19 protein-coding genes are annotated in these 23,696 nt (G+C 66.0%); 15 read left to right on the top strand and 4 right to left on the bottom strand.

The features are described 5' to 3' along the window. The first annotated feature begins 1 nt into the window (after nt 1). Genes ACNFCI_RS05445 through ACNFCI_RS05390 form a run of 12 tightly spaced genes read left to right on the top strand, consistent with a single transcriptional unit; the run spans nt 2 to nt 14,053 of the window. Entirely contained in the window at nt 2-649 is a 648-nt protein-coding gene (locus tag ACNFCI_RS05445; RefSeq protein WP_324812310.1) for a CpsD/CapB family tyrosine-protein kinase, read from the top strand. A gap of 22 nt (nt 650-671) precedes the next feature. Then, the gene (locus ACNFCI_RS05440) at nt 672-1,691 is read left to right on the top strand and encodes a polysaccharide biosynthesis/export family protein (RefSeq protein WP_084858937.1); all 1,020 of its coding nucleotides are present in this window, start codon (nt 672-674) and stop codon (nt 1,689-1,691) included. A 14-nt stretch (nt 1,692-1,705) separates the two neighbouring features. Continuing rightward, complete coding sequence (locus ACNFCI_RS05435; RefSeq protein ID WP_084858938.1) at nt 1,706-3,280, top strand: GumC family protein; 1,575 nt, start codon at nt 1,706-1,708, stop codon at nt 3,278-3,280. Continuing rightward, nucleotides 3,277-4,365, top strand: a complete 1,089-nt coding sequence (locus ACNFCI_RS05430; RefSeq protein ID WP_416767559.1) for a glycosyltransferase — start codon at nt 3,277-3,279, stop codon at nt 4,363-4,365. The genes ACNFCI_RS05435 and ACNFCI_RS05430 overlap by 4 nt, the downstream gene beginning before the upstream one ends. After that, nucleotides 4,362-5,732 carry an O-antigen ligase family protein gene (locus ACNFCI_RS05425; RefSeq protein WP_416767557.1) on the top strand — a complete coding sequence of 457 codons (1,371 nt, stop codon included), beginning with the start codon at nt 4,362-4,364 and terminating at the stop codon, nt 5,730-5,732. The genes ACNFCI_RS05430 and ACNFCI_RS05425 overlap by 4 nt, the downstream gene beginning before the upstream one ends. Continuing rightward, complete coding sequence (locus ACNFCI_RS05420) at nt 5,729-6,694, top strand: glycosyltransferase (RefSeq protein ID WP_084858941.1); 966 nt, start codon at nt 5,729-5,731, stop codon at nt 6,692-6,694. The genes ACNFCI_RS05425 and ACNFCI_RS05420 overlap by 4 nt, the downstream gene beginning before the upstream one ends. Continuing rightward, nucleotides 6,687-7,823 (top strand): glycosyltransferase, encoded by a 1,137-nt coding sequence (locus ACNFCI_RS05415; protein ID WP_084858942.1) that lies wholly within the window; start codon nt 6,687-6,689, stop codon nt 7,821-7,823. Before ACNFCI_RS05420 ends, ACNFCI_RS05415 begins: the two co-directional genes overlap by 8 nt. A 10-nt stretch (nt 7,824-7,833) precedes the next feature. Then, a complete protein-coding gene (locus tag ACNFCI_RS05410) occupies nt 7,834-8,844 on the top strand; it encodes a polysaccharide deacetylase family protein (RefSeq protein ID WP_084858943.1) in 1,011 nt (336 codons plus the stop codon). Continuing rightward, nucleotides 8,841-10,145 (top strand): lipopolysaccharide biosynthesis protein, encoded by a 1,305-nt coding sequence (locus ACNFCI_RS05405; protein WP_084858944.1) that lies wholly within the window; start codon nt 8,841-8,843, stop codon nt 10,143-10,145. The genes ACNFCI_RS05410 and ACNFCI_RS05405 overlap by 4 nt, the downstream gene beginning before the upstream one ends. Further along, a complete protein-coding gene (locus tag ACNFCI_RS05400; RefSeq protein WP_416767554.1) occupies nt 10,142-12,139 on the top strand; it encodes a hypothetical protein in 1,998 nt (665 codons plus the stop codon). The genes ACNFCI_RS05405 and ACNFCI_RS05400 overlap by 4 nt, the downstream gene beginning before the upstream one ends. Before the next feature lie 2 nt (nt 12,140-12,141). Beyond that, a complete protein-coding gene (locus tag ACNFCI_RS05395) occupies nt 12,142-13,305 on the top strand; it encodes a GNAT family N-acetyltransferase (protein WP_084858945.1) in 1,164 nt (387 codons plus the stop codon). Next, complete coding sequence (locus ACNFCI_RS05390; protein WP_084859014.1) at nt 13,277-14,053, top strand: ChbG/HpnK family deacetylase; 777 nt, start codon at nt 13,277-13,279, stop codon at nt 14,051-14,053. The genes ACNFCI_RS05395 and ACNFCI_RS05390 overlap by 29 nt, the downstream gene beginning before the upstream one ends. Nucleotides 14,054-14,079: 26 nt before the next feature. On the opposite strand, the gene ACNFCI_RS05385 is transcribed toward ACNFCI_RS05390, so the two are convergent. After that, complete coding sequence (locus ACNFCI_RS05385; protein ID WP_324812336.1) at nt 14,080-16,305, bottom strand: putative bifunctional diguanylate cyclase/phosphodiesterase; 2,226 nt, start codon at nt 16,303-16,305, stop codon at nt 14,080-14,082. Between the two features lie 140 nt (nt 16,306-16,445). Here ACNFCI_RS05385 and ACNFCI_RS05380 point away from each other — a divergent pair, with 140 nt between their 5' ends. The 3 genes from ACNFCI_RS05380 to ACNFCI_RS05370 all read left to right on the top strand — a co-directional run bounded on the left by ACNFCI_RS05380 (nt 16,446) and on the right by ACNFCI_RS05370 (nt 19,942). Further along, nucleotides 16,446-18,065 (top strand): NADP-dependent glyceraldehyde-3-phosphate dehydrogenase, encoded by a 1,620-nt coding sequence (locus ACNFCI_RS05380; protein ID WP_084858947.1) that lies wholly within the window; start codon nt 16,446-16,448, stop codon nt 18,063-18,065. 142 nt (nt 18,066-18,207) lie between these two features. After that, nucleotides 18,208-18,675 carry a VOC family protein gene (locus ACNFCI_RS05375; RefSeq protein WP_084858948.1) on the top strand — a complete coding sequence of 156 codons (468 nt, stop codon included), beginning with the start codon at nt 18,208-18,210 and terminating at the stop codon, nt 18,673-18,675. An 85-nt stretch (nt 18,676-18,760) separates the two neighbouring features. Next, nucleotides 18,761-19,942: a hypothetical protein gene (locus ACNFCI_RS05370; protein WP_368828993.1), complete on the top strand. Its 1,182-nt coding sequence runs from the start codon at nt 18,761-18,763 to the stop codon at nt 19,940-19,942. 108 nt (nt 19,943-20,050) lie between these two features. On the opposite strand, the gene yiaY is transcribed toward ACNFCI_RS05370, so the two are convergent. From yiaY to ACNFCI_RS05355, 3 genes are all read right to left on the bottom strand, one after another. Next, nucleotides 20,051-21,199 (bottom strand): L-threonine dehydrogenase, encoded by a 1,149-nt coding sequence (gene yiaY, locus ACNFCI_RS05365; protein ID WP_368828994.1) that lies wholly within the window; start codon nt 21,197-21,199, stop codon nt 20,051-20,053. 148 nt (nt 21,200-21,347) lie between these two features. Continuing rightward, a complete protein-coding gene (gene ilvA, locus ACNFCI_RS05360; RefSeq protein WP_368828995.1) occupies nt 21,348-22,907 on the bottom strand; it encodes a threonine ammonia-lyase, biosynthetic in 1,560 nt (519 codons plus the stop codon). A 180-nt stretch (nt 22,908-23,087) separates the two neighbouring features. Beyond that, nucleotides 23,088-23,534: a PACE efflux transporter gene (locus ACNFCI_RS05355; protein WP_084858952.1), complete on the bottom strand. Its 447-nt coding sequence runs from the start codon at nt 23,532-23,534 to the stop codon at nt 23,088-23,090. Nucleotides 23,535-23,696: the final 162 nt, after the last annotated feature.

Here is a 23,696-nt window from a genome sequence, read left to right as displayed (position 1 = left end):
GATGGACGGTTCTACTTCAAGAAGCCTGAGTGTCGCCCCGCCGAGCGAAACCAACCTGACCGCCACCGTACTCGACCTCGAGCAGCGCACCCTGCTGCTGACCGCGGCCAATACCGGAACCGGCACCAGCACCAGCGCCCTGGCCTTCGCCAGCCAGCTGGCAATGATGAGCGCCGGCAGCGTGTTGCTGATCGACAGCAGCAGCGGCGCCAATAGCCTGAGCCAGCAACTGGGCCTGGCCAAGTTGCGCGGCTACACCGACCTGTTGTTCGACCACGACACCCCGCCGCTGGCCCAGGACTGCATCGTGCGCCTCACCGAACAGCCGTTCGACCTGTTGCCTGGTGGTACCTGGAAGCGCGAGCGCGAGCACCTGGACCCCGAGCGTCTGCGCGTGCTGCTGCGCCACCTGGGCGTGCAGTACCGCTTCGTGGTGATCGACGGTGAGGCGATCTACGCCAGCGCCGACAGCCTGGTGATCGCGCCCCTGGTCGATGGCGTGATCCTGGTGGTGTGCGGTGAGCAGACCCGCTGGGAGGTGGCCCAGGCGGCGGCCCAGCGCCTGTCCCAGGCCGGCGCGCGGCTGATCGGCAGCGTGTTCAACAAGCGCAAGTACTACATGCCCAAGTGGCTGTACGACAACCTCTGAGAGGCCGCACAGGATGAACGCCATGAGATACCCATCGATAGCCCTGTGCCTGCTGGCCCTCGCCGGCTGCGCCAGCCAGCAGAACCGCGAGATGCCGGTGCAGATCCTCACGGCCTCGCCCGCCGAGAGCCAGGCCACCGAGGTGGCACGCCGCGAGCAGGTGCTGCGCCCACAGGATGTACTGGAAGTCATCTTCCACGTCAGCAACCGCTCGGCCGGTGTCTACCGCATCCAGTCCGGCGACACCCTGGACCTGTCCTTCATGGCCGCCAGCGGCCTGAACGGCAGCCAGCTGGTGCAGCCGGACGGCACCATCACCCTGCCCAGCACCAACTCCACGGTGCGCGTGGAGGGCATGACCACGGCCGAGGCCGAGGGTGCCATACGCCAGGCCTACAACGACAAGCGCGTGTTCAAGCCCAACCGCGACCAAGTCAGCGTCCGGGTGCTGAGCCCGATGACCAGCGAAACGGCCCTGCGCGATACCTTGGTGCATCCCACCACGGGCATGAGCCGCGACATCACCGTGGGCAACGATGGCCGCGCCACCTTCCCGGAAATCGGCTCGGTGCCGCTGCAGGGCATGACCGTCAACCAGTTGCGCGACTACCTCAACGAGCGCTACGCCAGCCTGCCCGGCCGGATGACCGTGGATGTGCTGCTCAAGTCGACCGCCGCCAACGAGATCTACGTACTCGGTGAAGTGGGCCAGCCTGGGGCCTTCGCCATCCGCCGCCCAGTCTCGGTGCTCGAGGCACTGACCCTGGCCCGCGGCCCGACCCTCAAGGCCAAGCTCGGCTCGGTGGTGATCATGCGCCGCGAAGGCAACATGGTCCATGCGGTGAACTACGACGTCGACGAAGCCTTGTCCGGCGGCAGCCAGAAACTCGCCTACCTGCAGCCCGAAGACATGCTCTACGTGCCCAAGACCACCCTGGCCAGCGCTGCCGAGCTGTCCCGGCAACTGGCCGATGTGGTGCTGTTCCAGGGCTTCGGCTTCAGCTTCAGCTACCGCGTCGACAACAAAGACGATGACAACTGACCGGGGAACGAACCATGATCACGCAACCGAAAGAAAACCATGTGCATGAGTTCTTCCGCATCTTCTTCGCCAACCGCCACCTGGTGAAGCGGGTGTTCCTGGTGTTCGCCGCGATCGCCCTGGTGTTGCCCTTGGTGCTGCAACAGCGCTACGACATTACCGCCGAAGTGATCGTGCAGTCCAAGAAGCTGTCGCAGAGCGACACCAGCTCGGCCCTGTCCCAGGAAGCCGACCAGTTCATCCCGCCGACGCTGGCCGACATGGAGACCGAGAGCAATATCCTGCGCTCGCCCAGCCTGATCCGCCAGACCATCAGCCAGCTGCGCCAGGAAGGCCACTACCAGCACGAGCCGGGCCTGCTCCAGCGGGTACTGTTCATGCCGCTGCAGCAGCAGGTGATCGAGCCGGTGCGCCGCTGGCTGGCCGGGCCCGCCGACAATAGCCGCGACAAGACCCTGGACACCCTCACCGAACAGGCGCTCGATGACCTGGACATCAAGACCCTGCCTGGTTCGAATGTCATTTCGGTGTCCTACAGTGCCGCGGATGCCGAGCTTGGTACGCTGTTCGTCGCACGTCTGCTGGACAACTTCCTGAAGAACCGCCAGGACCTGCAGTCCAACGAGTTGCCCGAAGCCTTCTACCAACAGAAGAAGCTGCATTACCAGGCCCGTCTGGGCGACCTGGAGAACCAGCGCCTGGCGTTGCTGACGGCGATCGGCTCCTCCGACCCCAAGGAAGAAATCACCTTCCGCCTCAACGCCATCAACACCGAGGAACAGGCGCTCAATGCCCAGCGCGACCGGCAGTTGCAGAACCAGCAATGGCTGGACTACCTGCAAGGCAGCCTGGCTGATGCACGCAAGGCGCGCATGGCCGACTACGCCTTCCCCTACACCTTCACCACCACGGTGGACAACGTCGCCTTCGAGGACCGTGAGATCCGCCAGATCGGTGAACAGCTGACCTCGCAGATGGCCCGCTACAATGCCGACACCACGGTGTTCCTGCCCGGTGCCGAACAGATGGTACTGGCCCGCCAGCAGATCGCCCAGTTGCGTGCGCAGTTCCTCAAGGTGATCGCCAACCGCATCCAGGAACGCCAGCAGGACCTGGCCGTGACCCAGCAGGTGATCGCGCAGAAGACCGAGCGCATCGGCGAATTCAAGGAGCGCATCCACCAGTTGCGTGAAACCCAGAGCAAGACCCGCCAGCTGGACACCGAGATCGATGCCCTGCACAAGGCCTTCTCCACCTATGCCCAACGCTACGAGGAAAGCCGCGGTCAGGGCCTGTTCGACGGCAGCCAGTCCAACGCGCGCATTCTCAGTGCACCCTACGAACCCACCACCGCAGCCTTCCCGCGCCCCGGCCTGATCATTCCGTTCGGGTTGCTCACCGGCTTGCTGCTGGCCATCGCCCTGGTCTATGTCAAGGAGTTCTTCGACCATCGCTTCAAGCACCCGGCGCAGATCACCCAGGAACTGGGCCTGCCGGTACTGCTGGTAATCAACGACCAGGCCCCTGGCCTGCCCAACCCGCACAAGGCCTGGACGTTGCCACGGCTGATGCACTGGGTGCGCAATTGAACAGCGCTGCCCACCCTGGCGAACGGCCGATCCTGCACCTGCTCAGCAGTGGCGGGTTCTACGGCGCCGAGCGCATGCTCCTGGACCACTGCCTGGCCACGCCTGGTCGGCACCGGGTGCTGTTGCTCGACGCTCCGGTCGAGCTGGCGGCGCGCTTTCGCCAGGCCGGTATCGACTGCCTGACCTGCCGTGGTTCGGCCGCGGTACTCAGGCAGTTGCTTGCCCAGCGCAACGCACGGCCCTTGATCAATGCCCACAATTTCAAGGGCCTGGCCCTCGGCTGGCTCGGAGCGGCCCTGTGCGGGTTGCCTCTGGTCACCACGCAACACGGCTTCACACCGCGCAGCCTCAAGCAGCGCTTCTATATTTGGCTTGGCCTGCAACTGTGCCGCACGCCGGTGGTAAGCACGGTGGTGTGCGTCGCCGACAGCATCGCCGGCCTGCATCACCAGGCTGGGGTGGCGCCCGGCAAGCTGCGGGTGATCCCCAACGGCCTGCCGCCGGCACGCAGCCTGCCCGAACGCCATGTCAAGGGCTATTGGCTGGCCGGCTACGTGGGGCGCCTTTCCCGCGAAAAAGGCCCGGACCTGTTCCTCGACACACTGATCCCCTTGTGCCGGCGCTACGCCAAGATCAAGGCCGTCATGCTCGGCGACGGCCCCGAGCGCGAGCGGCTGCAGGCGCGCATCGACGCCGCGGGCCTGGGTTCGCGCATCGAACTGCCGGGCTTCCAGCGCGACATGCGCACCTGGATGGCACGCTTGGACGTCCTGGTCATCAGTTCGCGCACCGAGGGTACACCGATGGTCCTGCTCGAGGCCATGCAGGATGGGGTACCGGTAGTGGCCTTCGGCGTTGGCGGCATCCCGGATGTCATCGAGCACGGCCGTAGCGGGCTGCTGGCAAGACCCCTGGCCGTGGACGAACTCACCCAGCACCTGCAAGCCCTGATCGAAGACCCCGCCCAGGCTGCCGAACTGGCGGCCCGGGCACAGCGAACCCAACGCGAACGCTACCACCTGCCGACCCTGGTACAACGCTGGGCCCTGGTCTACCAGGGCGCCACCGAGGAGGTTGTCGCATGATCATGCCCCTGTCGCTGGTTGGCCTTGCGGCCCTGCTCAGCCTGGCCCTGCTCGCCAGCCCTTTCCCGTATCTCGCGCCAGGGGCGGTGGTCGGCCTGGCCGGTGCCCTTGTGCTGTACCGCAAACCCGCCTGGGGCCTGCTGGCCATCGCCCTGCTGGTACCGCTGGAAGGCCTGCTCAAGGACAGCGAGGTGTCCGCGGCCAAGATCGTCGGCCTTGGCCTGGTCCTGACCCTCGGCCTGCAACTGGCGGTACGCCAACTGCCGGGTGAGCGCCTGCACAGCAACCAGTGGCGTCTGTTGGTGCCGTTTTTGGCGCTGTACCTGCTCAGCCTCTGGACCAGCGACGATACGGCGCTCTCGCTCAACCACCTGCGTGAATTCACCGTAGGCCTGGTGGTGTTCGTGATCACCCTGCTGGTGGGGCGCGAGCTCAGCCTGCCAACCTTGTGCCGGGTAGTGACCCTGAGCGTGTGCATCACCTGCCTGTTCGCCATGTTCTCGAGCAAATACCAACAACAAGGTCGCGCCTCGGCTCTGCTCGACCCTAACGTGTTGGCCCTGCTGATCACCTTCGCCATGCCCTTGGCATTGTGGTTGCTGATCAAGGCCAGGCAGGTGCCGGTCAAGCTGTTCTGGACGGCCTGCTGCCTGCTGATGCTTGCCGGGATGACCCGCACCGAGTCGCGTTCCGGCCTGGTCGTGCTGCTGGCCACCCTGATTGCCGTGCTGTACGTCTACCGTGCGCAACTGGCGCGTATTCGGCCACTGCACCTGGGTTTCGCCATGCTGGGCCTGGCCATCGTGCTGCCGTTGGGCGCGGCGTTGATGCCGCCGGCATACCTGGAACGCATCCAGTCGCTGGCCCAGCTCAAGTCGGGGATCAATGCACACAAGGACGAATCCCTGGGCCGACGCGCCTCCTACCTGGTGGTCGGCAAGGACATGATCAGCCACAGCCCGCTGCTCGGTACCGGGCCCGGCACCTTCCCACTGCACTATGCCAACACCGGTTTCTCCAAGGCCTTCGCCCCGGCCAAGCGCACCAGTGACGACCTCTATCGGCAGGCGCACAACACTTACCTGGAACTGATCACCGAAATCGGCATACCCGCCGGCCTGCTGTTCATCGGCATGATGCTACTGGCGTTGCGCAACTTCACCAGGGCCAGCGCCAGCTGGCGCGCCGCCGCAGACCACTACCATGCCGACCTTGCCGCCCACCTGACCATGAGCCTGGTGGCCATCGGGCTGTTCCTGATGTTCCTCAGCGTGCCCAGCCACAAGTACCTGTGGATGATGCTGGCGTTGTCCAGCGTGCTGGTGCGTCAGGCCGCCGAGGCCCCGACCACGGCGGTGTCGCGATGAACCAGGTGAGCATCGTCATCCCCATGTTCAACGAAGCCCGCCACATCGGCCGTACCCTGGCGTGCGCCCGGGCTGCGGCCCTGCAGGCGGGCCTTGCGTGTGAACTGCTGGTGGTGGACAACGGCTCCACCGACGCCGGCCCCGATATCGCCCGCGAGTTCGGGGCCACGGTACTGACGCTGCCGGGCGCGACCATCGGCGCCCTGCGCAACCTGGGTGCCCGGGCCAGCTGCAGCGACTGGCTGGCGTTCCTGGATGCTGACATCGAAGTGCCTGGCGACTGGCTCTCCCTGCTGGTCGGCCTGCACCAACGTGACCAAGGCGATGTCTTCGCCCTCGATTGCGATACCCCCCGTCAGGCCCCCTGGTTCGCCTACGCCTGGCAGCGGCGCACGCTGCGTGCCGGGCCAACCCTGCAGCCAAGCACCTGGTTGCCGGCGCCCAACCTGCTGCTGCGCCGCCACTGGTTCGAGCGGGTGAGCGGTTTCGACGAACGCTTGCGCACCGGTGAGGACAAGGACTTCACCCTGCGCCTGTACCAAGCCGGCGCGCGTCTGCGCGCCCTGCGCCAGCCGACGGTGCTGCACTGGGGCTTCGAGGGCAGCTGGAGCGAATGGCTGGGCAAGGAACTGTGGCGCCAGGGCAGCCACCTGCAACTGCTGCGCAACCATGGCGCAAGCCTGCGCATGCTGCGCTTCCCGCTGCTGTCGCTGGCGCCCTGGGCGTTGGCCGCCCTGGCACTGCTGGCACTGCTCCAGGGGGCCGGTCGGCTCGCCCTGTTGCTGATGGTGCTGGGCGCCGTGCCGGCCCTGGCACTGAGCCTGAGGCAGAGCCTTAAGCACCGTGCCCCGATGTTCACCCTGCAACTGTGGGCGTTGCACTGGGTCCGCCTGCACCTGGCCGGCGCCGCCGTCGTGCTGAGCCTGTTCAACCGCACCGCAAGGAGGCCTGCCCGTGGCTGAGGTCATTTTCTGGTCGTGCCTGTTGCTGCCCCTGTACGCCTGGGTCGGCTACCCGTTGTTGCTGACCCTGGCCACGCCCTTGTTCCCCCGCCGGGTGCTTGGCCCATTGGCCCCGCAACGGGTCAGTGTGGTCATCGCCGCCTATAACGAAGAGCGGCATATCGAACAGAAGCTGGCCAGCGTGCTGGCCCAGGACTACCCGGCCGCTGACCTACAGGTGGTGGTAGCCAGCGACGGCTCCACCGATCTCACCGTGGCCCGTGCCCGCGCCATCGATGCTGTGTGTGTACAGGTGCTGGACCTGCCGCGTCAGGGCAAAGGTGCCACGCTGAACACGGCGGTACAAAGCTGCCAGGGCGAGATCCTGGTATTCACCGATGCCGACAACCAGTGGTCCGGCGACACCCTGCGCCGGCTCCTGGCCCCGTTTGCCGATCCACGAGTCGGTTGCACCGCCGGGCACATGATCATTCCCGAACCCGGGCAAGGCCTGAGCCTGGGCGACAGCCTGTACCGCCACTACGAAGCCTGGCTGCGCAAGGTCGAGAACCGCACCGGTTGCATGGTCTCGGCCGACGGTGCCCTGCTCGCCCTGCGCCGCGAACTGTTCCAGCCTATTCCCCGCCAGGTCAACGACGATTTCTTCATCAGCACCTGCGCGCCGGTTGCGGGCAAGCGCATCGTCTACGTGCCTGAGGCCGTGGTGCTGGACCAAGGGGTGGACGAGGCCGGCAAGCAGTTCCGCCGTCGCCAGCGGGTCACCGTCGGTGGGCTGCTGAGCCTGGCCGCCCGGCGCGAGCTGCTCAATCCCTTCAGGCATGGCCTATACGCGATTGCCCTGGCCAGCCACAAGCTGATCCGGCGCCTGGCTCCGGTATTACTGGTGCCGTTGCTGCTGGCCAACCTCTGGCTGGCCGCCGAAGGTGGCTTCTACCTACTCTGCCTGGTCGGCCAGTTGCTCGGCTATGGCGCTGCGGTGCTCGGCCTGCTGGATGCCCGTCGCCGCCTGCCCAAGCCGTTTCGCCTGGCCGCCTTCATGCTGGTCACGGTGGCCGGCATGAGCATCGGCGTGTGGCAGTTCCTGCGCGGGTACAGCTACAGCCAGTGGAACCCCGACCAGAATCGATGAGTACATCCCTATGCCGATCAAGACCCGTATCAAGCAGGCCAGCGGTTGGCTGTACTTCAAGTTGCCCAGTACCCGTGCCCGCTTGCACAACACCGGCGTGATCCTCATGCTGCACCGGGTGCTCGAGGACGACAGCCTCGCGGCGCTGCCCCATCGCAACGAGCTGTGCCTGGGCCCGCAGGCCTTCGAGCGCTTGCTGCGCTGGCTGTCGCAGCATTTCGAATGCGTCCCCCTGATGGACCTGCTGCAAGGCTCTCGGCGCGCCAACGGCCACGGCAGGCCCAGGGTCGCCCTGACCTTCGACGACGGTTGGCGCGACAATGCAGTCAATGCCTTTCCGCTGCTGCTGCGCTATCGCGTACCGGCCAGTATCTTCCTATCCACTGACTACATCGGCAGCCGCCAGCGCTTCTGGTGGGAAAGCATCGTCGAAACCCTGTGGGGCACCCGCGGCGAGGATGCACGCCTGGCGTTGACCGAGCAGTTGCGTGAAACCGGTCGCCCGCTGCCGGCAGCGTATTTCTTGAGCAGCCGATCCCACACCCGCAGCCAGGTGCTGGCCCACTACATGCAAAGCCTCAAGAGCCTCGGCCAGCCCACCTTGCAGCGGATGACCGACGCCTGCCCGGCCGAACCTGTACCGCAAGCCCTGGACTGGCATCAGGTGCGCCAGCTGGAGGCGACCGGCCTGGTACGCTTCGGTCCCCATGGCGCCAGCCATGCCTTGCTGCCCGAGCTCGACGAACAGGGCCTGAACGACGAGTTGCAGCGCAGCCATGCGGCGCTGCAACAGCACTGCGAACACCCACTGCCGGTGTACTGCTACCCCAACGGCGACCACGACGACCGGGTCCGTTCATGGGTCGCCCGGCATAGCTATGCCTATGCCCTGAGCACCCGGCAAGGCCTGTTCCGTGATGACGACGACCCCCTCGCCCTGCCGCGTATCGGCGTCAGCCAGCAGACCGCTGCCTGCCCTTCGCTGCTGGCCTGGCGCATCGCCCGTGGAGGTCTTGCATGATCCGTAGCACCTACCTGCGTCACCTGGCGCTGAGCATGGGCACCAAGCTTGCGATGATCGCCCTGCGTCTGTTGCGCAACGTGTTGCTGGCGCGGATCCTCGGGCCCAGTGAACGGGGCCTGTTCGCCTTGCTCAGCGCCCTGCCCGACCTGATCAGCGCCGTCACCAGTGGTGGGCTCAACAGCGCAGTCGGCTACCAGGCCGCCAAGCGCCGTGACATGGGCCTGCTCCTGACCCAGGTGCTGGTCTACGGCTGCCTGCTCGCCGGCTTGCTGACCCTGCTGTGGGTCTTTCTGGTCCGCCAGTTCGGTGGCCAACTGGAAGTGACTCAGCAGCTTGGCCTGCTGGCTTGGCTGTTGCTGCTGGCCGTGCCGATGGCCGTGCTCAAGAGCGGCCTGTTGACCCTGCACAATGCCAGTGGCGGCGTGGATGCCTTCAACGCCCTGCGCCTGACCGAGTCGCTGGCACCGTTGCTGCTGTTCCTGGCGCTCTTCTGGATGTGGCGCGAGCAGGCCATGGAGGCCGCACTGATCAGCTGGCTGCTGGGGCTTGGCGTAGTACTGCTGCTGGGCGTGGCCTGGCTGGCGCGCCAATACCCGGTGCACCTGCGCTGGGACCGCAGCGGCCAGCGCGAACTGTTGAGCTACAGTGCCAAGAGCCACCCTGACCTCCTGTTCCAGCAGGTGATCCTGCGCTCGGACTATCTGTTCATCGGCGCCGTGCTCGGCAGTACCGCCCTGGGCCACTACGCCATGGCCACCGCCGCGGCCGAACTGCTGCTGATCGTCCCCGAGGCTGTCACCACCCCCTTGATGAAGCACCTGCTGCAGCAGGATACCGACATGCAGCGTCTCACGCCCCTGGCCCTGCGCCTGACCGCCACGGTGATGCTGCTGGCCTGCCTGAGCATGGCGCTGATCGGTAAGTGGCTGATCATCACCCTGTTCGGCATCGAGTACGCTCCTGCCTACCCAGCCCTGCTCGCGCTGCTGCCAGGGCTGCTGGGCCTGTGCTACGCCAGCATCCTGCGCCTGGACCTGCTGGGCAAGAACCGGCCCGGCACGGTGTCGCTGATCATGGGCGGCGGCGCAGCGCTGAACCTGCTGCTCAATATCTTCATGATCCCGGCCTGGGGCATCGTCGGCGCGGCCCTGGCATCATCGATCGCCTACCTGGCAGTGACCCTGGCGATGCTCGTGGTGTATTGCCAGCTGAGCAATGTGCCGCTATGGCGGACCCTGATCATCCTGCCCGGCGATCACACCCCACTGCGTGAAATGTTGCAACGGAGGCCCGCGTGAAGCACCTGGCCCTGCTCGCGGCACTGGTGCCGTCGTGGTCCTTGGCAGCCAGCCTGCACTGGGGAGACATCCGCGACGGCAGCCTGTACCTGCTGCCCGAACGCACCGACGAACTGCGCATCCAGTGGCGTCCGGCCTGGCAGGCCGATGCCAACGGCGAGCATCTGTATCTGCTCGATGGCCAGGGGCGCCTGAGTGCCGAGCGGGCGATTCGCGCCGAGCAGGTGCGGGGCGAACAAACCTGGTCCCTGGAGCCCAGCGCAGGCCCCTACCGGCTGGAAATCCCCGGTTACAGCTTCCGCGGCTACCAGGTCGAGCATCTGGATACGACCCGGGCGCTGTTCGCACCGGCGAAAGTGCATTTCAGTGCCGAAGTGGCATCGGGCACCTCCCTGTTCTTTCGCGTCAAGGCCGGCGAACAGGCGAGCCTGGCCGGTAAATACCATGGCGGCGTGAGTCGCCTGCTGGCCCAGCGCCTGGGCGACGGCTACAAGGTGGAGGTCGCGCTCGCGCCCTACCCGGCCTACTGGCAGTTCGACCAGCACAAGCTGCCACTCAGTACCCGCGACGAAACCTGGCGCCTGTACCTGCAAGGCAGCGGCAAGGCTGCGTTCTGGCTGGACGGCACGGCCAACCTGTTCGCCCAGCGAGCCGAACATCTCGGCGACCTGCCACTCGCCCAAGGCCTGGTAGCGCTCAAGGTTGCTGAACGGACAGTAGGCCCTACGCCACGGCTGGGCGTGGCCATGCACTACGTGGCGCCCCCACCGTCCAGTTTTGCCGCCCTGGATGCCCTGCGCCCGCAGGCGGCGGGCTTTTACAGCTTCGTCGACGTTCTGGTGCGCAAGCCGCACTACGAAGACGCCTGGCGACGCCTGTACCAGGAGCGCTTCGCCATCGCCCAGGACATCACCTTGCTGGCCGGCACCGGCCGGCGCGCCGTGCTGGCAGCCGATGCGCCCACCCGCAACGGCCTGCAGGCCTGGCTTGCAGCGACCACCAGGCTCGGCGGCAAGGGTGTGCACTACCTGAGCGTGGCCGACGAACCCAACCTCAACTACCCCGACTACGCTAGCTTCCGCGACTACTTTCGCCTCATGACCGCTGTGGTGCACAACTGGCCCGGGGCCCGCGAAGCCGGCGTCCGCATCGCCATCCCGGCCTCTTCACGCTGGCTCGGCGGCCCGTTCAGGGATGACGCCAAGGGCCTGCGCGGTATCGACTGGGCCCGGCGCCTGCTCGAGGAACAGGGCGCACAAGTCGATGCCCTGGCCTGGCACGAGTGGATGGTCCGCGACCCGCTGGCCACCCGCAGCTACCGCGACAGCGTGCGCCAGGCCGCCGCCCTGGTGGGGCTGGACGGCCAGGGCAGGCCGCGCAAGGCGCTGCTGCTGGACCAGACCAATCTGTCCAGCGGCTCGAGCCTGAGCCCCTACGACCAGAACACCCACTACGCCGGCGTCTGGTGGGCGTCGGTGGTGATCAATGCCTCGGCCGATGGCCTGCTGGACATGCTCAACTGGTTCCATGTCGCCGACGAGCCCGAATGGCCCAAAGGCATGGTCCAAGTCATCGACGACACGCACTTCCAGCTGAAGCCGGTCGGCCTGGCCCAGCAGTTCATCCAGCAACACTGGCTGGGCCAGGTACTGGCCTTGTACAACGACGGGTTCGAAGTCGATGCCCTGGCCATGGCCGAAGGACATCGGCGCAGCCTGTTGGGGGTGAACAAGGCTGACCGCCTGCAGCAGGTCGAACTCACCCTGGGCACCTGCCCGGATGCGCGTCTGGAGCTGTTCGGCCCGGACAACCAGCCGCAGTTGGCCGCCTTCGCGTGCAACGCCGGCCAGGTGCACTTCCAGGTACCCGGGCAGACCTTGTTCGCCCTTGGCTGGAACGCTGCGCAGGCGCTCCCCGACACACCCTCGACGGGGCGGCGCATGTACGCCGAGCGCCCTACCACTACACACCAGACCACCGTCAAGGAGCCTTGACCATGGACCTGCGACTGAGCTGGCACGACTCGCTGCTCACCCCCGACTTCCCGGCCGACGAATACGAGGCCCTGCGCCGGCGGGTGCCGGGTAGCACCCCGTTCAACCACCTGGGTTGGCTGCAGGCCGCCGAGGGCGCCCTGCAACCTGGGCAGCGCCTGCAGGTGCTGCTGGGTTATCGGGGAGCGCAATTGCGGCTTTGCCTGCCGCTGGTGCGCATGCGCGAACCGTACGGCCCGTTCAACACGCCGGTGGTACGCCACCTGGGCTACCCCTTGAGCGACCGCATCGCCCTGCTCGTCGATCTCCCCGAAGCGGATGCAGACAGCGTGCTCCAGGCCATCGGCAAACACCTGCCCCACGCATTGCTGCAACTGAACGAAGTGTCGGTGCCGCCCCATGGCTGGCTGGGCCGGTGGGCCGCCGCGAGTTCACATTGCGAGCAGCGACTGAGCTGTGTGGTCCCGCTGCACCGGATCAACCCGGCCGATCGCCAGGAGCCCAGCGGCGCGCCACGCTACAAGCTGCGCCGGGCGCGCAAACGCATCGCCGCCTGCGCTGCCCAGGTGCGGCGCGTGCAGGCCAGCGAAAACGACATCGACGCCCTGATCGAGGCCGTCAGCGCCGTGGAGGCCGCCAGTTGGAAAGGTGATGAGGAGGTCGGGATCTTCTCGGGTACGCAGCGCCGCCAATGGATATACCAGGCGCTCACCGCCCTGGCCGCCGAAGGCCTGGTGTGCCTGGTGCTGCTGGAGCTGGACGGTCGCTGCATCAGCTACCGCCTCGGCCTGCTCGAACACGGACGGCTCTACGATTACAACCTGGCCTTCATGCCGGAGCATCGCGACCTCGGCAGCGGCCGCGTGCTGCTGGACGAGTGGATTCGCTGGGGTTTGGACGAAGGATGGACCTGGGTCGACGCCTCCCGGGTCAGCCTGCACAACTCCAGCCACCAGCTGCACGAACGCATGACCGACTCGCTCGAACAATGGCGCCTCAGCCTCTACAGCAAGCGCCTGGACGGCCGCCTGCTGGGCCTGGCCCTGCGCGCCTGGCGGCTGCTCAAGCCCTACCTGAACGGACACCGGCGGCCATTGGCCGCCCCGGCACCATCCAATTTCCCACAGGAGAACCCCGATGCCCTCCCAGGTCATAGTCAACGCTGACGACTTCGGCATGAGCCCACACACCAATGCGGTGATCCTGCAAGCGTTCCAGGCCGGGCTGATCAGTTCGGCCACGGCCATGGCCAACATGCCCGCCTTCGCCGCGGCCTGCGCCCTGGCTCGCCAGCCCGAACTGCTGGGCCGGATAGGCCTGCACTTCAACCTCACCCAGGGGCGGCCGTTGAGCCAGGCGATTCTCGCCGAGCCACGGTTCTGTTCGCCTACCGGGGAGTTCGCCTTCGCACTCAAACGCGCGACCCTGCGCCTGTCCCGGCGCGAGCGCGCCGCCGTGGAGCAGGAACTGCACGCGCAATGGCAACACTGCCTGGCCCACGGCCTTGTGCCCAGCCACCTCGACTCGCACCAGCACGTGCACAATATCTGGCCGATCGGCGAAGTGGTCGCGCGTTTTGCCCGCAGCCAAGGCGTCCCCGTGCGTCTGGCACGCAACCTCGGGCGCAACATCGGCCCAGTCAAGCACGTGTACAAGACCCTGCTCAACCGCCGACTGCGCCAGCTCAGTGGCGCCACGGCCGACTACGTCTGCACCCCAGCGGACCTCAAGGCCGGGTTGGCCCCGACCCATGGCATCCTGGAAATCGTCACGCACCCCAGTGCCCTGGGCGGCCAGGACTTCGGCGACGCCTACCTGCCCACCGGCGAATCACTGCAGTCGCTGGTCGAGCAGCAGCTCAGGCAAACCCAGCGCATTGGCTATGGAGCCGTGCCCAGGCTCGTCGAGTCCTGAGGCTGCTGGCCAAGCAGGTAAGCCGGTCAGCCGCAGTCCCGGCTGGCCTGCAGCCAGCGGGCCAGGTCCGCCGCCGGCATCGGTCGTGCGAGCAGGAAGCCCTGCCCCTGGTCGCACCCAGCGTTGCGCAGGAAGTCATATTGCGCCTGGGTCTCGATACCTTCGGCGGTGATCCGAAAGCCCAGGGCGTGGCCCAGGTCGATGATCGCGCAGGCGACCGCCTGGGCATCATCGTCGCCTGGCAGGTCCTTGATGAACGCCCGGTCGATCTTCAGGTGATCGATGGGCAGGGCACGCAGATAGGCCAGCGACGAATAGCCGGTACCGAAGTCATCCACTGCCGTGGCCACACCCATGGCCCGCAATTGTGCGAGCACTGCGCAGGCCTGCTGCTGGCTTTCCATCAGCAGGCTTTCGGTGATCTCCACTTCCAGCAGGCTCGCCGGCAGGTCGTAGCGGGCCAGGGTCGTGGCCAGGCTGGTGACATAGTCGCTGCGCTCGATCTGCAACGCCGCCACGTTGATCGCCATCGACCCGGGCAGGCAGTCGGCGGCGCGCCAGGCGGCCAACTGGGCGCAGGCCAGCTCCAGCACGCGCTCACCCAACGGAATGATCAGGCCGGTGCGTTCGGCCAGGGGGATGAACTCGGCCGGCGACACCAGCCCGCGTTCCGGGTCACGCCAGCGCAGCAATGCCTCCACCCCTTCCACGCGACCACTGAACAGGTCGAGCTTGGGCTGGTACCACAACTCGAACTCGTCATGCTGCAAGGCCCGGCGCAGGTTGCGCTCCAGCTCCAGGCGCTGCTGCAGGCGCTCGGTCATGTCCGGGTGATAAGGCCGCCAGGCATTGCGACCGCCCTCCTTGGCCGCATACATGGCGGTGTCGGCATGGCGCAGCAGGCTGTCCACCGTCTCGCCATGCTGCGGGCAGCGGGCAAGGCCGATGCTGCCGGTGACCAGCGCGGCATTGCCGTTGAGGTCGAATGGCCGCTGCAGGCAGCGCAGCAAGGCGCATACCTGGTGGCTGACCTGGCCCTGGCTGCCCTGAAGCATGAACACGAACTCGTCGCCGCCCAGGCGGCAGAGCCGGTCGGCGCTGTCCAGCTCCTGCAGGAAGCGCGCCGTGGCCTGCTGCAGCAGCAGGTCGCCCATCGGATGGCCCAGGCTGTCGTTGACCTGTTTGAAGCCGTCGATATCGAGGATCAGCACGGCCAGCCCATGGTCCCTGGCGATGGCCTCTGCCAGCTGTTTCTGGAACAACACGCGGTTGGGCAGGCCGGTGATGGTGTCGTAGTGGGCCAGGCGTTCGAGCTGCGCCTGGGACTGGCGGAGCTCGCGGTTGCGCTGCTGCAACAGGCGCTGGTTGCCGTTGAGCTGGGCAACGAACAGGCTGAACAACCCCGTGCAGGTCAGGGCGAAAAGAAACAGCGGCGAGGCGAACAGGCCCAGTACCGGCCAGCCATCGCGAGGCGCGGCGGCCATCTGCCAGTGCCCTCCTGGCACCGTCACCAGCTGGCTGAGCAGCGGGTCGTCGAACAGCTGCGGATCGCCCCAGATCAGCGCACCATCCGTGCCCTTGCCGTCCGCCCCGCGCAGCGCCACCTGAATATCCATGTCCGGGCGCAGGCCTGCGGCCCAGAGCAGGCTGTCGATATCGGCGACGATCGACACATTGCCCCAATAGAGCTTCACCCCTCGCTTGCCGGAGACGAACACCGGCCGCCGATAGATCAATGCCCGCCCACCCTGGTACAGGCCGACCGGGCCGGCCAGCACGGCCTCGCGGTGCTCACGGGCCGACTGCAACATGGGGAACTGGTCAGGCAGCCGACGATAGTCCAGGCCCAGGATCGACTGGTTACCTTGCTCGGGATAGACCGCGCTGATCACATCGTCCGGTGCCAGGGCGATGTGGTGCATGTAGGGCACCGACTCGAGCGCGTCCTGGGCCATCCCGTGGAAATGCCCAGGGCTGATTCGCCCATCGGTGGAGATCAGCTGGGCGATGCCTTCGGCCTCGGCGAATGCCGCCCGCAGCTGCGCCTCCAGGGCGCTGCGCACTCCGGAAAGGCGTGCGGCAATGTTGGCCAGCTGCTCGCTTTGCTCACGGCGCATGTCCAGGTGCCCGAGCGCGACGGACAAGCCAATGCCCACCAGGGCGAAGCCGACCGGCAGCAAGCGGTGCACAGTGCGCCGCAGCCTGCCTTTGCAGGACGGCGGCTGGTCAGGGGATACGTGGAGAGTTTTCATTGGGCGGAAATCGGCGGCGATTAATTGTGTATCGGCCCGGCAAAGGCAAATTTGAGCCAGACTGGTGTTTTTCTTCCAGTGGGTGCATGCTCGCAGCTGAAGCGATTCACCTACCCAAGAACAAACGAGGTGCAGTACCCATGGACCGTCTGCTCGATTCGCTGTTTCCCGCCCCCGACGCTATCCCCGAGGCTTGGCGCCTGGGCGAACCCCTGGAGCAACGCGACTACCTGGTCGGTGGCCAGCTCAGGCGTTGGGACGGCCCGTTGGCCACGGTACGCAGCCCGGTCTGGCTCAAGCACGGCGACAGCGAACAGCAAGTGATCCTCGGCAGTGCCCCGCTGCTCGACGCCGATACTGCCCTCACCGCCCTGGATGCCGCCGTACAGGCCTACGACAAGGGCCGTGGCGCCTGGCCGACGATGCGCGTGGCCGAGCGTATCCAGCACGTCGAAGCCTTCCTGGGGCGCATGCGCGAACAGCGCACGGCGGTGGTCAAGCTGCTGATGTGGGAGATCGGCAAGAACCTCAAGGACTCGGAAAAAGAGTTCGACCGCACCTGCGACTATATCGTCGACACCATCAATGCCCTCAAGGACCTCGACCGACGGTCGAGCCGCTTCGAACTCGAGCAAGGCACGCTCGGCCAGATCCGCCGCGCACCGCTGGGCGTCGCGCTGTGCATGGGCCCGTACAACTACCCGCTCAACGAGACCTTCACCACCCTGATCCCGGCGCTGATCATGGGCAACACCGTGGTGTTCAAACCGGCCAAGTTCGGCGTGCTGCTGATCCACCCGTTGCTCGAAGCCTTCCGCGACAGCTTCCCGCCAGGGGTGATCAATGTCATCTATGGCCGTGGCCGCGAGACGGTCAGCGCCCTGATGGCCAGCGGCAAGATCGACGTATTCGCCTTCATCGGCACCCACAAGGCCGCCAGCGACCTGAAGAAACTGCACCCACGCCCGCACCGCCTGCGTGCGGCCTTGGGCCTGGATGCCAAGAACCCCGGTATCGTCCTGCCCCAGGTGGACCTGGACAATGCCGTCGAAGAAGCGGTCACCGGCGCCCTGTCGTTCAACGGCCAACGCTGCACCGCGCTGAAGATCCTGTTCGTGCACGAAGATGTGGTCGAGCCGTTCCTCGAGAAGTTCCAGCGCAAGCTCGCCGCGCTCAAGCCCGGCATGCCCTGGGAGCCGGGCGTGGCCCTGACCCCGTTGCCCGAGCCCGGCAAGGTCGACTACCTCGACGGCCTGGTGGCCGACGCCACGGCCAAGGGTGCCCGCGTGCTCAACGAGGGAGGCGGCACCAGCCGCGGCTCGTTCTTCTACCCGGCCCTGCTCTACCCGGTGGCGCCCAGCATGCGCGTCTACCACGAGGAGCAGTTCGGCCCGCTGGTGCCGGTGGTGCCCTACCGCGACCTGCAGACGGTGATCGACTATGTGCTCGATTCCGACTATGGCCAGCAGTTGAGCCTGTTCGGCAACGACCCGCAGACCATCGGCATGCTGGTCGATACCTTCGCCAACCAGGTGGGCCGCATCAATATCAACGCCCAGTGCCAGCGTGGCCCGGACACCTACCCGTTCAACGGCCGCAAGAACAGCGCCGAAGGCACCTTGTCGGTACACGACGCCCTGCGTGTGTTCTCTATCCGCACCCTGGTGGCCACCAAATTCCAGGAAGCCAACAAGGCGCTGATCAGCGAGATCATCCGCAACCGCCAGTCGAGTTTCCTGACCACCGACTACATCTTCTAGCCGGGCAGCCTCTAATAGGGAAAAGGCATTTGCGCATTTGCCGAAACTGTACAAACATACAGCCTCGGTAAATGCGTGAAGCCTGTCGCGGATATATCTGCGGCGGGTCGGTACTGACCTTACCTGAAGGAGGAACCTTGCAATGGCGGTCAAACCTGTTCCCGAAGGACAACACAGCATCACGCCCTACCTGGGCATCAAGGACGCAGCAAAGGCCATCGAGTTCTACAAGCAGGCCTTTGGTGCGGTGGAGATGTTCCGTCTCGAAGGCCCCGACGGCCGCATCGGCCATGCGGAGCTCAAGATCGGCGATTCCTCGCTGATGCTCGCGGACCCCTGTGACATGGAAGGCGGGCTCACCGCCAGCCAGTCGCTGGGCGGTACTGCCGTCGGCCTGCACCTGTATGTCGAGAACTGCGACAAAATCTACGACCAGGCCGTCGCCGCCGGCGCCCTGGCCCTGCGCCCGGTGCAGGACCAGTTCTACGGCGACCGCAGCGGCACGCTGAAGGACCCGTTCGGCAACCTGTGGTTCGTCTCCACCCATAAGGAAGACCTCAGCCCAGAGGAAATCCGCGCCCGCGCCGCCAAGCTGTTCGGCGGCCAGTGAACCACAAGCTGCGAGCTTCAGGCGTTCGGGTTGAAAGCGCCCTGACTTTGCCGGAAGCTTGAGGCTCGTAGCTTGGAGCTGCTGAATGCGAATCATCGAAAAGAACGCTGCGCAGGTGCGCAGCCTCACCCCGGCCGAGGAGGAACTGCTGGTCGGTTTTGCCTCCGGCACCCTCGCCGGCCCGCGCCTGTTGCAGGCCAACCAGTGGCTGATGAAGGTACGCAGCGCCAACCAGTGGCTGGCCTGCGACTGCCGCCGGGATGCCATGCCAGTGCTCAACGTCAGCCTCAACGGCAATACCGGCACCCTGTTCCTGCGCAACAACCCGGACACCCCTGAGCATACACCCGGCTGCCCGTTCACCAAGGTCGAGCGCGAAACCGGCGAACGTAGCGAGCAAACCGCCGTGCCTGCCGCCTGGCTGCCGCCGGATACCCCGCTGCGCCTGCTGGGTGATTTCAATCGGGCGGGTGTCGGCGGCCCCGGCGCCACGACGGAGCGCCGTGAACAGCAACGCTTGCTGTCGTTGCTGCTGACCTGGATCGAAGCCAGTGGCTTGAACGTCTACGCCACCCACCTGAAGAAGGACCTCACGGCCCAGTTCGCCGACCTGCGCGGCGTGGCCGGTCGCTACCCGCTGGTGGAGCGGGTACCGGCGAGCAACTACCTGGAAACCCGCCTGGACATGAAGCACATGATGATGCTCAAGTCCCGCCTGCGTGACGCCACGGCCTTCGGCAACCACCGCCGTCATGGCCTGCTGCTCGACTGCATCGACCAGGTCAAGGGGCGCAAGCTGTTCAACGCCCGCACCGAGGACGGCTTCGACTTCCAGGGCCACCATCTGTTCTGGGACGGTGGCCGCACCAGCGGGCCGTTGCTGGCCCTTGCGCTCTATTCGCCAACCACCGCCGGCAGCCATTTCTATGAGCTGATCCACGTCGCCAGCGTACCGGTGCTGTCGCGCGGGCATCTGTTCCCGGTGTACCGCGACGAAGAGCGCGAGCCGCTCAAGGCATTGGTGTCGCTGATCGACTGGATGGCGGGCAAAGGCGTCAAGGTGCTGATGCGCCGGCCGGTCATCGGTGGCCAGGTGATGGATGAACTGGTGCTCACGTCGGACCAGGACCGGGTGCTGTCGGTGTCCCTGCTGGCGCAACCCATCGGCCCTGAACCGGATGCAGAGAATTTCAAGCGTTATGCCGACTTCAAGAGCCTGGAGACGTTCCGCAAGTATGTGGCAGGGTTCTTTATGCGTGAGCGGTGACCGCCGTTATGCTCGACGTGAGAGGCCCGGGATTGGTAAATCGCGCGCCGCCCGCACGGCACGCGATTTCCGCCCACCCCATCCTGGCCCGAACACCATCTGCCCTGGCTAGAACGCCGCCTTGAAGATCGCCTCAATCTCTGCCTGGTTCGCCGGCCGCGGGTTGGTCAAGCCACAGGCATCCTTCAGAGCATTGGCCGCCAGCACCGGTACGTCCTCCACCTTGACCCCGAGCTCTGCCAGGCCGGCCGGAATGCCAATCGCCGCCGCCAGGTGCTCGATGGCTGAAATCGCTGTACCTGCGCCCTGCTCCGCGTCCAACCCACACACCTTCACGCCCATGGCCTTGGCCACATCGCGCAGGCGCGCAGCACTGACCTTGGCGTTGAAACGCTGCACATGGGGCAGCAGGATGGCGTTGCACACCCCGTGCGGCAGGTCGTAGAAGCCCCCCAGCTGGTGCGCCATGGCATGTACGTAGCCCAGGGATGCATTGTTGAACGCCATGCCGGCGAGGAACTGGGCATAGGCCATGTTCTCCCGTGCCTGCAGGTCGTTGCCATCGACCACGGCCTGGCGCAGGTTGGCGCTGATCAGGGTCACGGCCTTGAGCGCGCAGGCGTCGGTGATCGGCGTGGCGGCAGTCGATACGTAGGCTTCGATGGCGTGGGTCAGGGCATCCATGCCGGTGGCGGCGGTCAGCCCCTTGGGCATGCCGACCATCAGCGCCGGGTCATTGACCGAGAGGATCGGCGTGACATTGCGGTCGACGATGGCCATCTTCACGTGGCGCGCCTCGTCGGTGATGATGCAGAAGCGGGTCATCTCGCTGGCGGTGCCGGCGGTGGTATTGATGGCGATCAGCGGCAGTTGCGGTTTGCTGGAGCGGTCGACGCCTTCGTAGTCGCTGATCCGCCCACCGTTGGTCGCGCACAGGGCGATCCCCTTGGCGCAGTCGTGGGGCGAGCCGCCGCCAAGGGACACCACGCAATCGCAACGCTCACGCTGCAACAAGGCCAGCCCGGCCTCGACGTTGGCGATGCTCGGGTTCGGCTTGGCGCCGTCGAATATCACCGAATCAATGTCGCGCCCGGCCAGCAAGCCGGCAATACGCTCGGCCACGCCGGCTTTCGCCAGGCCCTGGTCCGTGACGATCAGGGCCTTGCGCAGGCCGTAGCCGGCGATGGCCGCCATCGCCTCGTCAAGGCAGTCGATGCCCATGATGTTCACGGCGGGGATGAAGAAGGTGCTGCTCATGGCCGGTTCCTCTTGGAAGGTCTGTCTACCTTGAGGATCCGCCTGCTGGCGCGGGACAGTATTGACCCAGCGCAACGCACAGTCAGCGAACACCACCGAACCTGTGGGAGCGGGCTTGCCCTGCTATGGGGCCGAGCCTGCCCGACACTCAGCCCAGGAACAACCGGTAAGCCGGGTTCTCGGTCTCGTCCCAATAGCGATAGCCCATCTCGTCCAGGGCGTGGGGCAACCCGGCGAGTTCCTCGCCAGGCACCTCCAGGGCCGCGAATACCCGCGCCTCGGCCGCACCATGGTTGCGGTAATGGAACAAACTGATGTTCCACCGTTTGCCCAGCCGCTCGAGAAAGCCCAGCAGCGCTCCCGGCCGTTCGGGGAACTCGAAGCGCAGCACCCGCTCCTGCGCCCCCGGCGCGGCATGCCCGCCTACCGTATGGCGTACATGCAGCTTGGCCAGCTCGTTGTCGGTCAGGTCGAGCACGTTGTAGCCCTGCTCGCGCAGGCTGGCCAGCAACGCCTGGCGCGGGTCGTGTTGTGGGTGGGTCTGCACACCGACGAACAGCCGCGCCTCCTTGCCGGGGTAATAGCGATAGTTGAACTCGGTGATCTGGCGCTTGCCCAGGGCCTGGCAGAAGGCCCGGAAGCTGCCCGGGCGCTCCGGAATGGTCACGGCGATGATCGCCTCGCGCTGCTCGCCCAGCTCGGCACGCTCGGCCACATGGCGCAGGCGGTCGAAGTTGACGTTGGCACCGGAATCGATCGCCACCAGCGTCTGTCCGCCAACCCCTTCGCGGGCCACGTACTTCTTGATCCCGGCCACCGCCAGGGCGCCGGACGGCTCGGTGATCGAGCGGGTGTCGTCGTAGATGTCCTTGATCGCGGCGCACAGTTCGTCGCTGCTGACCGTCACCACTTCGTCGACGAAATGGCGGCACAGCTCGAAGCAATGGGCACCGACCTGCGCCACCGCGACGCCATCGGCGAAGGACCCCACTTGCGGCAGGATCACCCGTTCGCCGGCAGCCAGGGCCGCTTGCAGGCAGTTGGAGTCCTCCGGCTCGACCCCGATCACCTTCACCTCCGGGCGCAGGTACTTGACGTAGGCGGCGATGCCGGCGACCAGCCCGCCGCCACCGACCGGGACGAAGATCGCATCCAATGCGCCCGGGTGCTGGCGCAGGATCTCCATGGCCACCGTGCCCTGGCCGGCGATCACGTCCGGGTCGTCGAACGGCGGCACGAAGGTCGCTTTCTCGCTGTCCGCCAGTTGCAGGGCATGGGCCAGGGCATGGGGAAAGCTTTCGCCATGCAACACCACATGGCCACCGCGCGAGCGCACGCCCTGGACCTTGAGCTCTGGCGTGGTGGTGGGCATGACGATGGTCGCGCGCATCCCCAGGTGCGATGCCGCCATCGCTACGCCTTGGGCATGGTTGCCCGCCGATGCGGTAATCACCTCACGGTCCCGTTGCGCCGGGGTCAGCCGCGACAGGCGAGTGTAGGCACCCCGGATCTTGAACGAGAAGGTCGGCTGCAAGTCCTCGCGCTTGAGAAGCACCTGGTTGCCAAGGGCGGCCGACAGCGCCGGGGCCGGTTGCAGGGGCGTCTCGATGGCCAGGTCGTACACAGGAGCACTGAGAATGCGGCGAACCTGCTCCGACAGCAGTTGCTGGGGAGAAGTGGTACGAAGGCTGACGCTAAGGCTGGTCATCGATGACTCCTGGTGGTTTCAGGTACCCAGGAGCCGGAAAGAAGAAACCCGCCTCCAGGGCGGGTTCGGTGCACGTACGCGCTAGCCCGCCAAACGAATAATGGCGGTAATAATGCTGATGGCGCGACGCTGCGGGAATCTGTTCATGGGCAGGAACTTATCCTGCCGCCAGGCAGCGAGTCAACACCCCTGTGACCCTTCTCGGGCCTCCTGGGCAGAAACCGGTACGTCGAAGACCTTGTCGAAGCCCCACTGGAACACGAAGGCATAGACGAAGAAAAACAGGAACAACGCCAGGTTGGTGAGCAAGGCCGCCCACAGGCTGATATCCATCCAGTAGGCCACCAACGGCAGCAGGATCAGCACCAGCCCGCCTTCGAAGCCCAAGGCATGCAGCAGCCGGCGCAGGAAGGTTCGGCTGCGCTTGTCCTGGCGCGCCTCCCAACGTTCGAATGCCCAGTTGTAGCCCATGTTCCAGCTCATGGCGATGGCCGACATGAGGATCGACAGCACCGTCGAATGGGCCATGCCCGCATCGAACATCAGCGACAGGGCCGGCGCTACGCAAGCCACGGCGATGACTTCATAGAGGATGGCCTGGACCACCTTGCGTGCCTTGCCTTGCATGAACGGCTCCTTGGTAAGAAAGCGTACAAAGTTACAAGCTGAACGCTACAAGTAAAAGCTTGTAATACATCTCGTAGAGAAAATCGCACTAACGTACTAGAATAACCGTTTCAGCATATGACCACCCTTCCCTGGCATTCCAGCGCATCGGGCTGATACGCG

This window comes from Pseudomonas sp. NY15356, from assembly GCF_048068175.1.
GTDB classification, from domain to species: Bacteria; Pseudomonadota; Gammaproteobacteria; order Pseudomonadales; family Pseudomonadaceae; genus Aquipseudomonas; species Aquipseudomonas putida_K.
This window is presented reverse-complemented; position numbering and strand designations above follow the sequence as displayed.

Excerpts from the sequence above, each read along its gene's own strand:
- ACNFCI_RS05385 (WP_324812336.1), bottom strand. The coding sequence starts at position 16,305 with ATGAAAACTCTCCACGTATCCCCTGACCAGCCGCCGTCCTGCAAAGGC.
- ACNFCI_RS05440 (WP_084858937.1), top strand. The coding sequence starts at position 672 with ATGAGATACCCATCGATAGCCCTGTGCCTGCTGGCCCTCGCCGGCTGC.
- ACNFCI_RS05375 (WP_084858948.1), top strand. The coding sequence starts at position 18,208 with ATGGCGGTCAAACCTGTTCCCGAAGGACAACACAGCATCACGCCCTAC.
- ACNFCI_RS05390 (WP_084859014.1), top strand. The coding sequence starts at position 13,277 with ATGCCCTCCCAGGTCATAGTCAACGCTGACGACTTCGGCATGAGCCCA.
- ACNFCI_RS05425 (WP_416767557.1), top strand. The coding sequence starts at position 4,362 with ATGATCATGCCCCTGTCGCTGGTTGGCCTTGCGGCCCTGCTCAGCCTG.
- ACNFCI_RS05405 (WP_084858944.1), top strand. The coding sequence starts at position 8,841 with ATGATCCGTAGCACCTACCTGCGTCACCTGGCGCTGAGCATGGGCACC.
- yiaY (WP_368828994.1), bottom strand. The coding sequence starts at position 21,199 with ATGAGCAGCACCTTCTTCATCCCCGCCGTGAACATCATGGGCATCGAC.
- ACNFCI_RS05410 (WP_084858943.1), top strand. The coding sequence starts at position 7,834 with ATGCCGATCAAGACCCGTATCAAGCAGGCCAGCGGTTGGCTGTACTTC.
- ACNFCI_RS05380 (WP_084858947.1), top strand. The coding sequence starts at position 16,446 with ATGGACCGTCTGCTCGATTCGCTGTTTCCCGCCCCCGACGCTATCCCC.
- ACNFCI_RS05445 (WP_324812310.1), top strand. The coding sequence starts at position 2 with ATGGACGGTTCTACTTCAAGAAGCCTGAGTGTCGCCCCGCCGAGCGAA.
- ACNFCI_RS05420 (WP_084858941.1), top strand. The coding sequence starts at position 5,729 with ATGAACCAGGTGAGCATCGTCATCCCCATGTTCAACGAAGCCCGCCAC.
- ilvA (WP_368828995.1), bottom strand. The coding sequence starts at position 22,907 with ATGACCAGCCTTAGCGTCAGCCTTCGTACCACTTCTCCCCAGCAACTG.
- ACNFCI_RS05435 (WP_084858938.1), top strand. The coding sequence starts at position 1,706 with ATGATCACGCAACCGAAAGAAAACCATGTGCATGAGTTCTTCCGCATC.
- ACNFCI_RS05355 (WP_084858952.1), bottom strand. The coding sequence starts at position 23,534 with ATGCAAGGCAAGGCACGCAAGGTGGTCCAGGCCATCCTCTATGAAGTC.
- ACNFCI_RS05395 (WP_084858945.1), top strand. The coding sequence starts at position 12,142 with ATGGACCTGCGACTGAGCTGGCACGACTCGCTGCTCACCCCCGACTTC.
- ACNFCI_RS05370 (WP_368828993.1), top strand. The coding sequence starts at position 18,761 with ATGCGAATCATCGAAAAGAACGCTGCGCAGGTGCGCAGCCTCACCCCG.